This is a genomic window from Micromonospora sp. HK10, assembly GCF_000982955.1.
In the GTDB taxonomy this organism is placed as follows: Bacteria; Actinomycetota; Actinomycetes; order Mycobacteriales; family Micromonosporaceae; genus Micromonospora.
The window spans coordinates 112,488-127,534 of record NZ_KQ058649.1; the positions used below are offsets into that span (position 1 = coordinate 112,488).

The window sequence follows — 15,047 nt, forward strand, 5'->3', positions numbered from 1 at the left end:
GGTTATGGTCGTCGGGTGAACCGACTCGCCGACGCCACGTCCCCGTACCTGCTCCAGCACGCCGACAACCCGGTCGACTGGTGGCCGTGGGGCGAGGAGGCGTTCGCCGAGGCGAAACGGCGCGACGTGCCGGTGCTCATCTCGGTGGGCTACGCGGCCTGCCACTGGTGCCACGTGATGGCGCACGAGTCCTTCGAGAACGAGGCCGTGGCCCGGCTGATGAACGACGACTTCGTCTGCGTAAAGGTCGACCGGGAGGAACGGCCCGACGTGGACGCGGTCTACATGACCGCCACGCAGGCGATGACCGGGCAGGGCGGCTGGCCGATGACGGTCTTCGCCGCCCCGGACGGCACGCCGTTCTTCTGCGGCACGTACTTTCCCCGGCCCAACTTCATCCGGCTGCTCGGCTCGGTCGCCGCCGCCTGGCGCGACCAGCGGGAGGCGGTGCTGAGCCAGGGCGCCGCCGTGGTCGAGGCGATCGGCGGCGCGCAGGCCGTCGGTGGGCTGACCGCCCCGCTCACCGCCGACCTGCTCGACGCCGCCGCCGGCCAGCTCGCCCAGGAGTACGACGAGACCAACGGCGGGTTCGGCGGCGCCCCGAAGTTCCCGCCGCACATGAACCTGCTCTTCCTGCTCCGGCACCACCAGCGCACCGGCTCGGCCCGGAGCCTGGAGATCGTCCGGCACACCGCCGAGGCGATGGCCCGCGGTGGCCTGCACGACCAGCTCGCCGGCGGGTTCGCCCGCTACTCGGTGGACGGTCACTGGACGGTGCCGCACTTCGAGAAGATGCTCTACGACAACGCCCTGCTGCTGCGGGTCTACACCCAGCTGTGGCGGCTCACCGGCGACCGGCTGGCCCGCCGGGTGGCCCGGGACACCGCCCGCTTCCTCGCCGACGAGCTGCACAAGCCCGGTGAGGGCTTCGCGTCCGCGCTGGACGCCGACACCGCGGGCGTCGAGGGTCTCACCTACGTCTGGACACCGACCCAACTCGTCGAGGTGCTGGGGGAGGAGGACGGCCGCTTCGCCGCCGACCTGTTCGGGATGACCGAGGCCGGGACGTTCGAGCCCCATTCCGCCGCCGCGCCGCAGGACGGCACTCCGGACGGAAGGAGGCTCGTCGAGCACGGCACCAGCGTGCTGCGGCTGGCCCGGGACGTGGACGACGCCGACCCGGCGGTACGGAGCCGCTGGCAGGACGTGGTGGCGCGGCTGCTCGCGGCCCGGGACACCCGCCCGCAGCCGGCCCGGGACGACAAGGTGGTGGCCGCCTGGAACGGGCTGGCGATCACCGCTATCGCCGAGTTCCAGCAGGTCGCCGCGCTCTACGCGGCCCCCGACGACGAGGACGCCAACCTGATGGAGGGCGTCACCATCGTCGCCGACGGGGCCATGCGGGACACCGCCGAGCACCTGGCCGGCGTGCACATCGTGGACGGGCGGCTGCGCCGGGTCTCCCGGGACAAGGTGGTTGGCGAGCCGGCCGGTGTGCTGGAGGACTACGGCTGCGTGGCCGAGGCGTTCTGCGCCCTGCACCAGCTCACCGGCGAGGGGCGCTGGCTGGCGCTGGCCGGGGAGCTGCTCGACGTGGCGCTGGCCCGGTTCGCCGCGCCGGACGGCGGCTTCTACGACACCGCCGACGATGCCGAGCGGCTGGTAACCCGGCCGGCCGACCCGACCGACAACGCCACCCCGTCCGGCCGTTCGGCGATCGTGGCGGCGCTGGTCGCGTACGCGGCACTGACCGGGCAGACGCGCTACCGGGAGGCGGCCGAGGCGGCCCTGTCGACCGTCGCGCCGATCGTCGGCCGGCACGCCCGGTTCACCGGGTACGCGGCGGCCGTCGGCGAGGCGCTGCTCTCCGGCCCGTACGAGATCGCCGTGGTGACCGACGACCCGGTCGGCGAGCCGCTGCTGGCCGCCGCGCACCGGTACGCCCCGCCCGGCGCCGTGGTGGTGGCGGGTCGTCCCGACCAGCCCGGCGTACCGCTGCTGGCGGACCGGCCGCTGGTCGACGGGCGACCGGCCGCGTACGTGTGCCAGGGTTTCGTCTGCCAGCGGCCGGTGACCTCGGTCGACGACCTGGTCGCCGAGCTCGGCTGAGCGGTCAGGGCCAGAGCAGCTCGCGCTCCCAGCCGGTCGCGGCCCGACGGTAGCGCAGCCGGACGTGCCGGCGCTCCCGGTCGGCCTGCCAGAACTCGACCGTCTCGGGGGCGACCGTGTAGACCGTGTGCCCCTCGGCGACCAGGTCCGGGTCGGCGGCCAGTCGGGCGCGCACCGCGGCCAGTTCCCGGTCCAGCTCGGTCCGGTCGGGTAGGACGGCGCTCTGCCGGCCGGCCAGGGTCGCGATCCGGGAACCTTCCGGCCGGGCCAGGAAGTCCCGCCGGGACACGTCGGGATCGGCGGGTCGGGCGGTGCCGCGCACCCGGACCTGCCGGCCCTGCTCCCGCCAGTGGAAGCTGAGCGCGAGCCGCGGGTTGGCGGCGAGTTGCCGCCCCTTGGCGCTGGTGGAGGTGGTGGCGAAGTGCCAGCCGGCGGCGTCCAGATCCTTGAGGATCAGCACCCGCGCGTCCGGCCAGCCGTCGACGTCGACGGTCGAGACGGTCATCGCATGCGGTTCGTCCACGCCGGCGTCGATCGCCCCGGCCAGCCAGGAGGCGAAGAGCGGAACCGGGGCGTCGGGCGTGTCGGCGGGGTCGAACGGGGGCATCTCGTGCGCGAGCACGGGAAGCCCGCGCAGCAGGTCGCGGGTGCTCATGACCTGATCATGTCAATCGGCGGCCGGTGGGCTGCCCTCGCCTCCCGCGGCACCGTTCCCGTCCGCCAACCGCAGTGGCCCCGGCAGGGCGTCGAACCAGTCGAGGACCGCCCGTTCGTAGGCCAGCCCGAACCGCAGCGTCGCCACCGAGTAGGGGTCGATGTCGTCGGCCTCCGCGGGCAGCGCGGCGGCCACCGCCTCGTATCCGGCGAGCCGGGCGGCGTGGGTGGCCCGGTGTGCGGCCAGGTATTCGGCCAGCCGCTCCGGCGGCAGGTGCCGGCCGAAGAGCACCGTCAGCAGCAGCGGGAACCGGATGGCCTCCTCCGCCGGGGGGTTGGCGGCCCACTCGGCAAAGGCCGCGCGGCCGGCTTCGGTGATCTCGTAGGGCTGCCGATCGCGCCGCCCCCGCTCGCCGGCCCGGACCAGTCCGGCGGCGGCCATCGCGGCCAGTTCCCGGTAGACCTGGCTCTGGGTCAGGGACCAGAATCCGCCGATCCGCTGCTGCGCGTACTCGACCAGGTCCCAGCCGGTCATCGGGCCGTCGTGCAGGAAGCCCAGCAGGGAGGCGGCGGTGGCGTTCATCGGCCGGTCCGGCATCGGTTGCTCCTTCGAAGGTGCTTGACATCCCATTGTGTCAGGTCGCATGCTGACTGCGGCGACCTCCCACAGTGGGAGGTCGGCTGCGGGGGAGGCTGTCATGCGTACGTTTCTCGTTGTCGTCCACGCGGTCAGCGGCAGCCTCGGGCTGCTGCTCGCCCTGCCCGTGCTGCTCGCTCCGAAGCGGCGGGGCCGGCACACCCGGCTCGGCTGGGTCTACGCCGGCGCGGCCCTCGGCCTCAGCCTCAGCGCGCTCGGCCTCTTCGCCCTCGATCCGGCCCGGTTGTGGGGGCTGGCCGTGCTCGGCGCACTCACCCTCGGCTGGCTGGTGGGCGGCGTCCTGATCGCCCGCCGCCGTCCGCGCCGCCTCGGCCCGCGCGGCTGGCGGATCTGGCACCTCAACCTGATGGGCAGTACGGTGATCGCCTTCGTCACCGGGTTCGCCGTGCAGATGACCGACGGCAACCTGATCGCCTGGCTCGCCCCGACCCTGATCGGCTCCGCGTTCATCGCCCGGGCCACCGCGCGGGAGATCGCCCGCGCCCCACGCCGGATCGCGGTGACCATGGCCGCCTGAGCACCCCCGGCCCTCCGGGACGGCGTGGGCACCGGCCCGGATAGGCTGGCGGCGCTATGGATTCCCGTACCGGACTGCCTGTCGTCGGCATGGTGGGCGGTGGCCAGCTGGCCCGGATGACCCACCAGGCCGCCATCGCCCTCGGCCAGTCGCTGCGCGTGCTCGCGCTCGCCCCGGACGACGGCGCCGCCCTGGTCGCCGCCGACGTCCAGTACGGCGACCACACCGACCTGGCCGCGCTGCGCACCTTCGCCAAGGGCTGCGACGTGGTCACCTTCGACCACGAGCACGTGCCCAACGCGCACATCCGCACCCTCACCGAGGAGGGGGCGAAGCTCTTCCCGCCCGCCGAGGCGCTGGTGCACGCCCAGGACAAGCGGGTGATGCGGGAGCGCCTCGGTGAGCTGGGCGCGCCGAACCCGGCCTGGCGTCCGGTCGAGCAGCCCGCCGACCTGGTCGCCTTCGGCGCGGAGGTCGGCTGGCCGGTGGTGCTCAAGGCGGCCCGGGGCGGGTACGACGGCCGGGGCGTCTGGCTGGTCGACGACGCGGTCCAGGCCGAGGAGCTGGCGGCCACGCTGCTCGCCGGCGGCACCCCGCTGATCGTCGAGGAGCGGGTGGCGCTTCGCCGGGAGCTGGCCGTGCAGGTGGCCCGCTCGCCGTTCGGGCAGGTCGCCGCGTACCCGGTGGTGGAGACGGTGCAGCAGGACGGCATCTGTGTCGAGGTGCTGGCCCCGGCCCCCGGCCTGGGCGAGGAGCGGGCGCTCGCGGCCCAGCAGCTCGCCATCGACCTGGCCACCGCGCTCGGCGTGGTCGGCCTGCTCGCGGTGGAGCTGTTCGAGACGCCCGACGGGCTGGTCGTCAACGAGCTGGCCATGCGCCCGCACAACTCCGGCCACTGGACCATCGAGGGAGCCCGGACCTCGCAGTTCGAGCAGCACCTGCGGGCCGTGCTCGACTACCCGATGGGCGACACGTCGCTCACCGCCCCGGTCGTCGTGATGGCGAACGTGCTCGGCGGTGAGCCGGGCGGGATCTCCCTCGACGAGCGGCTGCACCACCTCTTCGCCGCCGAGCCCGGCGCCAAGGTCCACCTGTACGGCAAGCAGGTGCGCCCGGGTCGCAAGATCGGGCACGTCACCGTGCTCGGTAGCGACCTGGCCGACGTACGGGCCCGGGCCGCGCGAGCCGCCCGCTGGCTGCGCGAAGGGCACCAGTGAGCGCGAGGAGTGAGCTTGCGAGCCCCGCAGTCGCGAACGAAGGGGATGACCAGTGAGCGCGAGGAGTGAGCTTGCGAGCCCCGCAGTCGCGAACGAAGGGACTACCAGCGTGAGCACCGTCGGGCTGATCATGGGCAGCGACTCGGACTGGCCGACCATGAAGGCCGCCGCCGAGGCGCTGGACGAGTTCGACGTGCCGTACGAGGTCCAGGTGATCTCCGCGCACCGGACCCCGGTCAAGATGATCGAGTACGGCCGGGACGCCGCCGACCGGGGCGTGAAGGTGATCATCGCGGGCGCCGGCGGCGCGGCCGCCCTGCCGGGCATGGTCGCCTCGGTCACCCCGCTGCCGGTGATCGGCGTGCCGGTGCCGCTGAAGCACCTGGACGGGATGGACTCGCTGCTCTCCATCGTGCAGATGCCCGCCGGCGTACCGGTGGCCACGGTCTCCATCGGCAACGCCCGCAACGCCGGTCTGCTCGCCGTGCGCATCCTGGGCGCGTCCGACCCGGCGCTGCTCAAGCGGATGGCCGACTACCAGGCCGGCCTGGAGAAGCTGGTCGCCGAAAAGGACGCCGCCCTCCGCGCCTCCCTGACCTGACGCCTCGACCCCGGCCCGTTTGATCGACTCGGTTTGCGGCAGGTTGGGGCTACTGCCGCTCCGGAGGCCCCGACCTGCCGCATTCGGGGTGGATCAAGGGCGTCGGCGGTTTCACCGCATGCCGCGCAGCGCGGTCTGCAGGCGCTCCTGGGCGCGGCGGCGGCGCTCGTTGCTGGCGCCGAGCACCAGCAGCACGATGCCGACGGGGATCAGCACCACCCACGGTCCGAGGCTGATCAACGCGTGCACGGCGGCGATCGCGGTGACCGAGGCGCCGACGATCACCGGGGCCTGCTGCCGGGTCATCGACCCGAAGATCAGCACCGCCACCGCGCCGAGCAGCAGCAGCACCTGGCGCAGCATGGTGGAGTCGGTGGCCACCACGATCGCCAGTGTCGGCAGGAAGGCGGCGACCAGCGCCGGCCCGTACGCCACCCAGCTCGACAGGTCCGGCCGGTGGCGCAGCTCCAGCACCCCGACCAGCAGGGCGAGCGCGGCGAACGGCAGCGTGTACGCCTCCGGCAGCGCCACCTCGGCCACCCGCATCAGGATCCACCAGGCGGTGATCTCGCAGACCACCACCGCCCAGAACAGGATCCGCCGCTCCACCGGCCGGCGGCCGGGCCGGGTGGCGGCCACCCCGAGCACGGCGCCCCAGCCGGCCAGCAGCGCGGCGATGTGCCGGGGCGAGTCGTAAGCGAGGGCGAGCGCGATGAGCGCGGCGGCGTACCCGCTCCACTCGACGGTGGCCGCCTCCCGGTAGGCCTCGGGCCGGCGCAGCCGGGGGAGGGTGGCGGCGAAGACCTGGAGCGCCGCGCCCACGGCCAGCACCCCGAACGCCGACCAGACCGCGGCGAGCCCGGCGACCAGGCCGACGGTGAGCACGAACAGCTCGGCCATCAGCGAGGCGAACAGCCAACCGAGGATGCGGGCCCGCTGGGTGGTGCCGAAGAAGGCGGCCACCGCCCCGACACCGACCGCACCGCCCAGCGTGAAGAGGGTCAGCTCCCGGGTGGCGAGGCTGCCGGCCAGTCCGGCGCCCCCGGCGGCCAGCCCGATCGCGAACACCAGCACCCGGGCGACCCGGATCGAGCGGGCCGGCTCGACCAGCGGCGGGGGCGGGGTCAACGCCAGGCCCAGCATGGCGATGGTGAAGACGGCCAGTCCGGCCAGGGCGGTCTCCGGCCAGCCCTGGCCCAGCGCCACCGGCGTGATCAGCAGCGTCACCGCCGCGCCCGGCAGCACCACCGGCACCGCCCGGCTGCGCCGCCCGCCGCTGAGGCCGGTCGCGGCGAGCGCCGCCGTCACGGTCAGCAGGAACGCGGTCAGCACATGGGTCGGATCGACCGCGTCGGCCGGCGGGGTGAGCAGTTCGGGCGGCGGTCCCTGCCACACCCGGGACAGCACCTTCATCGGTCCGACCAGCGCCACGACCAGCGGCGGAAGCAGCGTGACCAGGGCGAGCGCGGTCGGCAGCAGGGCCGCGGCGAGCGCACCGGCGGCCGGGCTGACCCGCCAGCGCAGGTCGGTGTCGCCGTCGCGGCGCAGCGCCCCGTTCAGCAGCACCGACCAGCGGCGTACCGGCTGGGCCGAGCCGGCCGGCGGGACGGTGGCGGCGCGGACCAGTTCGGCGAGGACGCCGAGCAGCGCCGCCGCGGCCGCGTACACGCCGGACGGCAGGTGGGTGACGACGGCGGCGATCGCGCTCACCGTGGCACCGCCCGCCACGGCGACGCTCGCGTACGGCAGGTACTGCGGGATCTGCCGGCGGGCGGCCGCGACGGCGGCCAGGCCGAGGCTGGACGCGGCGAGCGCGGCGGTCAGCACCACCTGGGGTGAACGCCCGTACTCGGCGGCCAGGGCGGCGACCGCACCGGGCAGCGCGAGCAGGGCGGCCCCCAGCGCCGCGCTCCCCACCTGCACCAGGTGCCGAGGCATGCCCTCGGAGCGGACGTCCTCGACCAGCGACGGGGCGACCGCCCGGGCCAGGGCCGCCACCACCACCCCGATCAACACGATGCTGCCCAGGGCCAGCGCGGTGGTCCACGGCCGGACCAGCCCGGCCCCGGCCGCGTGCAGCGCGACCACCCCGGCCACGGTGGCCCGGGACAGCGCGGCCCGCGGGTCGGCCGCGGCCACCGCCGCCATCCCGAACACCGTGGCGACCATGGCGCCCACCAGCACCGGCGACCACCAGGGCAGGTCGAAGGCGGCCGGCGCGCCGATGGTGGCGAGCACGGCGGCGACGCCGGACACGTCGTAGCGCCAGGGCGACGGCAGCAGGATGCCGGCGGTCACCGCGAGCAGGGCCAGCGCCACCGGGGCCTGCCAGGTCGCCCCACCGGTGGGCGCGGCCGGCCAGCCGGTGAGGTCACCGGCCCAGATCGGACCGGGGGTGGCGAGCACACCGACGCCACCGCGCAGCGCGGTCCAGCCGGCGAGCAGGCCGATCAGCGTGCCGCCGACGGCGACGCCGAGGGTCGGCCCACGCCGCCACTCCTCGGGCAGGGCGCGGGCGGCGACGGCGACCACCAGCACCAGCGCGGCCGCCACCATGAGCTGGCCGTCGGGAGCGAGCACCGCGGTGATCCGGACCAGGGTGGCGATGAGCGCCGCCGTGGTCGCCGCCAGGGCCAGGTCGGAGCCGTCCAGCGTCAGGTCGGAGCGGCGGCCCGCGTCGATCCGGGGCGCCAGCGCCAGCAGTGCGGCGGCGAGCAGCAGCAGGCCACCCACCCAGGCGTCGGCGGCGGTGGCGCCCGGTGCGCCGAACCCGGCGGCGGCGACCGCCACGGCGCCCAGCACGGTGCCGACCGCGTGCGGGGCGCTGAGGTGCCGCTGGGCGACCTGGACGACGGCGGCGTAGCCGAGCGTGACGCAGACGCCGAGGAAGCTCGCGGCGAGGATCGGTACGGTCAGCTCGCGCAGGTCGGCCGGGGTGGCCGCCGGCACGGCCGGTTCGGTGGCGGCGACGAACGCGGCCACCGCCCCGGGCAGCGCGAACGCGGCGCCGCCGGCGGCCCAGCCGCACACCGTGTCGGCGGCGGTGGCGGCGATCCGGACCCGGGGCGCCAGCGAGACGAGCGCGCCGGCCAGGAAGAGCAGGGTCAGCGCCGCCGCGGTGAGCGCCGGCCGGGCGAGCGCGGCGCCCGCGCCGACCAGGCCGAGCCCGGCGGCGGTGACCGCGTGCGCCACCGCCGCGCGCCGCGATCCGGCGGAGAGCCCGAGCACGCCGATGGCCACCGCGGTGAGCAGCATCGGCCAGCAGGCGGCGGCCCAGCCCAGGCCGAGGGAGGCCGGCACGGCGAGGGCGGTCAGCGCCGCCCCGATCACCGCGAACTCGCGCCGGATTTCCGGCGGCAGGGCGATCACCGCGGCGACGGTGAGCAGCAGCGCGCTCGCGGCGAGCTGCCAGCCGGTCGGCCCGACCGCCGTGGCCAGCTCGGCGTGCCACCCGCTCAGGTCGGCCGACCAGGCGGGCAGCGCCGCGCGCACCGGGGCCAGGCCCGCGCGGAGCGCGCCGCCGGCCACCACGAGCCCGCTGACCGTCAGCGCTACCGCCGAGGCGAGCTGCGGGCCCCGCCGGGCGGCCTCCGGCACGGCCCGGACGGCGAACCCGGTCAGCGCGATGACCGCGGCGATGAGCAGCAGGGACCGACCGGGGAAGGCGACCGAGGCGACCCGGCCCAGCGCGCCGATCACCGCCAGCGTGACGATACCGGCGCCCAGGTCGGGCAGCGGCGGCCGGCGCAGCACCAGGGTGCCGGTCAGCCCGACCAGTGCGGCCAGCAGCAGCACCACCCCCGCCCCGGCGGCGACCGGCACCGTGACGGCGCGCAGCAGCGCGGTGACCGCGTACGCGAGGGCGACCGCGACCGCCGTGCCGTGCAGCAGCCAGGTCAGCTCGCGCAGCCACGGCACCGGCCGGGCGGGCGCGGCCACCGGGTCGCCGCCCGGCTCCCCGCCGAGCACCTCGGCCGCCTCCTCCGGGGCCGCCTCGGGCCGCTCGTCCGTGGCCCGTTGCCGGGGTGGGACGGGGGTCGGCGGCGGGGTGGGCAGGTCCCGCCGGACGGGGCGTTCGACCACCACCGCCGAGCGGACCAGGGCGAGGTCGGCCACCGCCACCACGGTGAGCACCAGCGCCCAGCCGGTTGGCCCGGTGATCCGCTCGTACGTCAGCAGCGGCAGCACCGGCTGAGCGGCGAGGACGGTGGCGAAGCGGGGCGCGCGCAGCCCGGTCGCGTACGCGTAGCCGACGGCGACCACGGTGGTGACCAGGAAGATCGACCCGGCGAAGGCCGGGCCGGAGGTGGCGCCGCCGATCCGGTCCACGGCCCAGAGCGCGTACCCGGCCAGCGGGAGCAGCAGCAGGCCCACCGCGGCGATGGTCTCCGCGGTCGAGGTGAGGCCGCGGCGGGCCAGCACCGGGGGCGCGAGCAGCATGAGCACGGTGGCCACCAGCAGCACGCCGAGCCGGGCCAGCGCGTCCATGGAGCTGGTGGCGACCGCGGCGAAGACCACGGCGGCGACGCCGAGCAGCAGCGCGCCGAGCCCGAGGGGAATGTTCTGCACCTCCCGGGAGGACGCCTCCGGCGGGTGCTCCGGGTCGTCGACGTCGAGCCACTGTGCCCGGACCCGGGGCGGCGGGGGGTCGTCCGGGGCGGGCGGCGGGGTGCCCTGGCGGGGCACCCGGGGCGGCGCGCCGGTGGTGGCCGTCGGCGGGCGCCGGCCGGGCCGGCGGCGCAGCACCCGGCGGGGCCGGGTGGCCTGCTTGATCCGTTCCTCACCGGCGTGCGCGAGGATGTCCCGCTGGAAGAGGGCGGCCTGCATCTTGGCCGCGATCTGCCGCTGCTCGCGGGCGATCTCGGCGTCGCGCGCCTTCATCTCCGCGATGGACCGCTCGATGTCCGCCAGGTGCTCGGCCCACTGTGGCTGGTCCGCCCCGCAGTGCGGGCAGATCACGGCCGGCTTGATCTCCCGCCCGCACGAGGCGCACCTGAAGGTCTGCACGACATCCTCCGTCCGGCCGGCCCGCTGCGCGGACCTCCACAGTCGCAGCATGCCTTGACCGGGCGCGGATTTCGACATTTGTCGGCGCGTTCGGGACACAAAAAGACGCCGGCCGTGGCGCGGGTCCACGGCCGACGTCGGGCGACGCGGTCAGGGGCGGCCCATGCCCCGGTACTCCCAGCCGGCCTGGGTCCACAGTGTCGAGTCGAGGCAGTTGCGGGCGTCGACCACCTTGCGGCCGTTGACCAGGTCGCCGAGGGCGACCGGGTCGGCGTTGCGGAAGTCGGCCCACTCGGTGAGCACGCAGACCAGGTCGGCCTCGCGGACCGCGTCGGCCATGCTCGTCTCGTACGTCAGCTCGGGCACCGCCCGGCGGGCGTTCTCCAGGCCCTGCGGGTCGAACACGTGCACCTCGGCGCCGGCCTTGTGCAGCAGCGAGGCGACCGCGAGCGCCGGGGCGTCCCGGACATCGTCGGTGTTCGGCTTGAAGGTGGCGCCGAGCACGGCGATCCGGGTGCCGGAGAGTTCCGGGCCGGCCGGGCCGGAGCGGCGGCCGAGCAGTTCGGCGGCGAGCTGGAGCACCCGGGTCCGCCGGCGCAGGTTGATCAGGTCGACCTCGTGCAGGAAGCGCAGCGCCTCGCCGGCGCCCAGTTCCTGGGCGCGGGCCTGGAACGCGCGGATGTCCTTCGGCAGGCAGGCGCCGCCGAAGCCGAGGCCGGCCTGGAGGAAACGGTTGCCGATCCGGGGGTCGTAGCCGATCGAGCGGGCCAGCTGGGTGACGTCACCGCCGGCGGCCTCGCAGACCTCGGCCATCGCGTTGATGAAGGAGATCTTGGTGGCCAGGAAGGCGTTCGCGGCGACCTTGACCAGTTCGGCGGTGGCGAAGTCGGTGACCACCAGCGGGACCTCGCGGTCCTCGGTGGCGGCGAGATCGAAGACGCCCTTGTGCGCGGCGTAGAGCATGCCGTTGGCCCACTCGCTCTTGACCCCGACCACGATCCGGTTGGGGCGCAGCACGTCGTCGACGGCGAAGCCCTCCTGGAGGAACTCGGGGCTCCAGGCCACCTCGATGCCCAGGTCCGCCGGGGTGTGCTTGCCGACGAGCTGTTCCACCCACTCGGCGGTGCCGACCGGGACGGTCGACTTCCCCACGATCAGCGCCTTGCGGGTCAGGTGCTGGGCGAGGTTGGTCACCGACGCCTCGACGTAGGAGAGGTCGGCGCCCATGCCGTCGGCCCGCTGGGGGGTGCCCACGCAGATGAAGTGCACGTCGCCGAAGTCGGCGGTCTCCTGGATGTCGGTGCTGAACCGCAGCCGGCCGGCGGCCAGGTTGCGGCGCAGCAGCTCGTCCAGGCCGGGCTCGTGGATCGGCACCTCGCCGGCGTTCAGCTTGGCGATCTTGTCGGCGTCGACGTCGAAACCGAGCACCTCGTAGCCGAGTTCGGCGTAGCAGATCGCGTACGTCGCACCGAGGTACCCGGTGCCCAGGAACGTGACCCGGGGCCGGGCCGCACCCGAGGGCGGGGTCACCGCGGCGATGGCCGGTACCGGCTGGGTGTTCGGGTACGGAATCGTCACGCCTGTCTCTCCGCTCGCACTGGCGGCGCTTTGTTGCGTCGCGATCGGCTGGGCGCCACGCCCGGGCACCGAGGGGTCGTCTGTCTTCGGGTGAGGGTAGTTGTGCCGTCTCGGCGCCTGTCGTGCGCGAGCCTACCCGTCGGTAAGGTCCGGCTGAACCCTGGTCGCTATCCTTCAGTCTGCGGCAGTCGGCGGCCTCCGGGCGTCACGGACTGCGCATTTTAGCGGTGAAGGGGAGGGGCCGACATGGCCGCAGAGCAGTCGTTCGACGTTTACCGGTTGCCGGAGGAGCACGAGGCGATCCGGGAGGCGGTCCGTGAGGTCTGTGCGGCGAAGGTCGCCCCGCACGCCGCCGAGGCGGACGAGACCGGTGAGTTCCCCAAGGCGTCCTACGACGCGCTGCGGGCCGCCGACTTCCACGCTCCGCACATCCCCGTCGAGTACGGCGGCGCCGGCGCGGACGCCCTGGCCACGGCCGTCGTGATCGAGGAGGTCGCCCGGGCCTGCGCCTCGTCCTCGCTGATCCCGGCGGTGAACAAGCTGGGCACCATGCCGTTGCTGCTGGCCGGCTCGGAGGAGCTCAAGCGGAAGTACCTCACCCCGGTCGCCGCGGGCGACGCGATGTTCTCGTACTGCCTCTCCGAGCCGGAGGCGGGCAGCGACGCCGCCTCGATGACCACCAAGGCGGTCCGGGACGGCGACCACTGGGTGCTCAACGGCGTGAAGCGGTGGATCACCAACGCGGGCGTCTCGGAGTACTACACGGTCTTCGCGGTGACCGATCCCACAGCCCGTTCCCGGGGCATCTCGGCCTTCGTGGTCGAGAAGTCCGACGCCGGGGTGAGCTTCGGCGCGCCGGAGAAGAAGCTCGGCATCAAGGGCTCGCCGACCCGTGAGGTCTACTTCGACAACGTGCGGATCCCGGCGGACCGGATGATCGGTGCCGAGGGCACCGGTTTCGCCACCGCGATGCGGACCCTGGACCACACCCGGGTGACCATCGCCGCCCAGGCGCTCGGCATCGCCCAGGGCGCGCTGGACTACGCCAAGGGGTACGTCCAGGAGCGCAAGCAGTTCGGCAAGCCGGTCGCGGACTTCCAGGGCATCCAGTTCATGCTCGCCGACATGGGCATGAAGCTGGAGGCGGCCCGCCAGCTCACCTACGCCGCGGCCGGCAAGTCGGAGCGGGGCGACGCCGACCTGACCTACTTCGGGGCGGCCGCGAAGTGCTTCGCCTCGGACGCCGCCATGGAGATCACCACCGACGCCGTGCAGTTGCTCGGTGGCTACGGCTACACCCGCGACTACCCGGTCGAGCGGATGATGCGGGACGCCAAGATCACCCAGATCTACGAGGGCACCAACCAGGTGCAGCGCATCGTCATGGCGCGCCAGCTGCTCAAGGGCTGACCCGGCAGGTCGGGCGGGCGGGCCGGGGTGCCGGCCCGCCCGCGGACGGTCAGCGGAACTCGGTGGTGCCCTCCGGTCGGCTCGCGGGGCGCGGGGGCGCGGACCACGGCGACTCGCCGCCGGTGCGGCGGGGCAGGGGTTCGGTGGGGGTCTCGGGATAGCCCAGGGTCAGCGGGGCGGTGTCCTTGGTCGCGTCGGACGGCGGCCAGTCGCCGAGCGAAGGGCTGGGCTCGGCCGGCTTGGCTGCCGGGGTCAGCTCCGCCTCGGCCGTGGGCTGGTCGGGCCACCGCCGCCAGCGCTGCACGCTGAACACGGCCATCAGCAGCAGCATGCCGATGAGGAACAGCGTGCCGTTCTCCAACGGCTGGCGCAGCGGCAGCGGGTCCCCGAGCATCTTCCAGTTCTGCGGGACCGCGTCACGGACGGTGAACGGCGCGACGAACATCCCGAGGTACGGGACGGCCAGCAGCAGCCCGGCCGTGAGCGGACCGAGCGGCGAGAAGCGCAGCGTGGCGAGCAGGCCGAGCAGGATGCCGGCGACGCCGAGGTAGACGGCCGGCTCGATCAGGTTGGGTGTGCTGTACGTACCGAGTTCCACCCAGCGGTGGACGGTGCGTCCTGATCCGTCCTGACCGAGTGTGACGAGCACCCAGGTGACGGGCGCCACCACCAACCCGGCGAGGAAGCTCCAGAGATGTCGCATCCGCGCACCGTACCGTTTCCGCCATGACAGATCACCCCTCCACCGTGCCGGCGGGCAAACCGACCTCGTACTCCCGGGTAACGCTCAGCCGGATCATGACTGCCGTCGATGTCAATCTGTACGGGACCGTGCACGGTGGGGTACTGATGAAGTTCGTCGACGACGTCGCCGGGGCGGCCGCCGCCCGGCACAGCGGGGGCACCGCGGTCACCGCGTCGATCGACGAGATCGTCTTCTCCGAGCCGGTCCGGGTCGGTGACCTGGTGCACGCGCACGCCCAGGTGAACTGGACCGGGCACACCTCGATGGAGATCGGGGTGAAGGTGGTCGGCGAGCGCTGGGACTCGGCCGAGGACGAGCCGGTGCGGGTGGCCACCGCGTACCTGGTCTTCGTGGGGGTGGACGTGGGCGGCGCGCCCCGACCGGTGCGGCCCGTGCTGCCGGAGACGGCGGAGGACGAGCGGCGCTACCGGGAGGCGGAGATCCGCCGCGCCCACCGGCTCGCCCGCCGGCGCGCGATCCAGGCGCACCGCGCCGGCTGAGGGGAGGGAAGAGGCCCCGCTTGAATCCCCGGTGGAGCAAGGGCCCCGCTC

The 15,047-nt window shown here is 74.6% G+C and carries 11 protein-coding genes; 6 read left to right on the plus strand and 5 right to left on the minus strand.

The features are described 5' to 3' along the window. Positions 1 to 15: 15 nt before the first annotated feature. Positions 16 to 2,109 (plus strand): thioredoxin domain-containing protein, encoded by a 2,094-nt coding sequence (locus LQ51_RS00535; protein ID WP_046562586.1) that lies wholly within the window; start codon positions 16 to 18, stop codon positions 2,107 to 2,109. A gap of 4 nt (positions 2,110 to 2,113) precedes the next feature. Here the strand turns inward: LQ51_RS00535 and LQ51_RS00540 are convergent, their stop codons facing one another. Both LQ51_RS00540 and LQ51_RS00545 read right to left on the minus strand, forming a co-directional pair. Next, positions 2,114 to 2,764 carry a pyridoxine/pyridoxamine 5'-phosphate oxidase gene (locus LQ51_RS00540; RefSeq protein WP_046562587.1) on the minus strand — a complete coding sequence of 217 codons (651 nt, stop codon included), beginning with the start codon at positions 2,762 to 2,764 and terminating at the stop codon, positions 2,114 to 2,116. 12 nt (positions 2,765 to 2,776) lie between these two features. Further along, a complete protein-coding gene (locus LQ51_RS00545) occupies positions 2,777 to 3,361 on the minus strand; it encodes a PadR family transcriptional regulator (protein WP_046562588.1) in 585 nt (194 codons plus the stop codon). A gap of 100 nt (positions 3,362 to 3,461) precedes the next feature. On the opposite strand from LQ51_RS00545, the gene LQ51_RS00550 reads away from it, so the two are divergent. From LQ51_RS00550 to purE, 3 genes are all read left to right on the plus strand, one after another. Then, complete coding sequence (locus LQ51_RS00550) at positions 3,462 to 3,938, plus strand: hypothetical protein (protein ID WP_052744709.1); 477 nt, start codon at positions 3,462 to 3,464, stop codon at positions 3,936 to 3,938. 56 nt (positions 3,939 to 3,994) lie between these two features. Beyond that, entirely contained in the window at positions 3,995 to 5,155 is a 1,161-nt protein-coding gene (locus tag LQ51_RS00555; protein WP_046562589.1) for a 5-(carboxyamino)imidazole ribonucleotide synthase, read from the plus strand. Between the two features lie 109 nt (positions 5,156 to 5,264). Then, positions 5,265 to 5,756 (plus strand): 5-(carboxyamino)imidazole ribonucleotide mutase, encoded by a 492-nt coding sequence (gene purE, locus LQ51_RS00560; RefSeq protein ID WP_046562590.1) that lies wholly within the window; start codon positions 5,265 to 5,267, stop codon positions 5,754 to 5,756. Positions 5,757 to 5,867: 111 nt separating this feature from the next. On the opposite strand, the gene LQ51_RS00565 is transcribed toward purE, so the two are convergent. Continuing rightward, a complete protein-coding gene (locus tag LQ51_RS00565; protein ID WP_046562626.1) occupies positions 5,868 to 10,763 on the minus strand; it encodes an SCO7613 C-terminal domain-containing membrane protein in 4,896 nt (1,631 codons plus the stop codon). A 150-nt stretch (positions 10,764 to 10,913) separates the two neighbouring features. Next, positions 10,914 to 12,341 (minus strand): UDP-glucose dehydrogenase family protein, encoded by a 1,428-nt coding sequence (locus LQ51_RS00570; protein WP_046562591.1) that lies wholly within the window; start codon positions 12,339 to 12,341, stop codon positions 10,914 to 10,916. Positions 12,342 to 12,587: 246 nt separating this feature from the next. On the opposite strand from LQ51_RS00570, the gene LQ51_RS00575 reads away from it, so the two are divergent. Further along, complete coding sequence (locus tag LQ51_RS00575) at positions 12,588 to 13,751, plus strand: acyl-CoA dehydrogenase family protein (protein WP_046562592.1); 1,164 nt, start codon at positions 12,588 to 12,590, stop codon at positions 13,749 to 13,751. A gap of 49 nt (positions 13,752 to 13,800) precedes the next feature. Here LQ51_RS00575 and LQ51_RS00580 read toward each other — a convergent pair whose 3' ends face one another. Next, a complete protein-coding gene (locus LQ51_RS00580; protein WP_046562593.1) occupies positions 13,801 to 14,454 on the minus strand; it encodes a hypothetical protein in 654 nt (217 codons plus the stop codon). A gap of 23 nt (positions 14,455 to 14,477) precedes the next feature. Here LQ51_RS00580 and LQ51_RS00585 point away from each other — a divergent pair, with 23 nt between their 5' ends. Then, positions 14,478 to 14,996, plus strand: coding sequence for an acyl-CoA thioesterase (locus tag LQ51_RS00585; RefSeq protein ID WP_046562594.1), 519 nt, complete (start codon positions 14,478 to 14,480; stop codon positions 14,994 to 14,996). Positions 14,997 to 15,047: the final 51 nt, after the last annotated feature.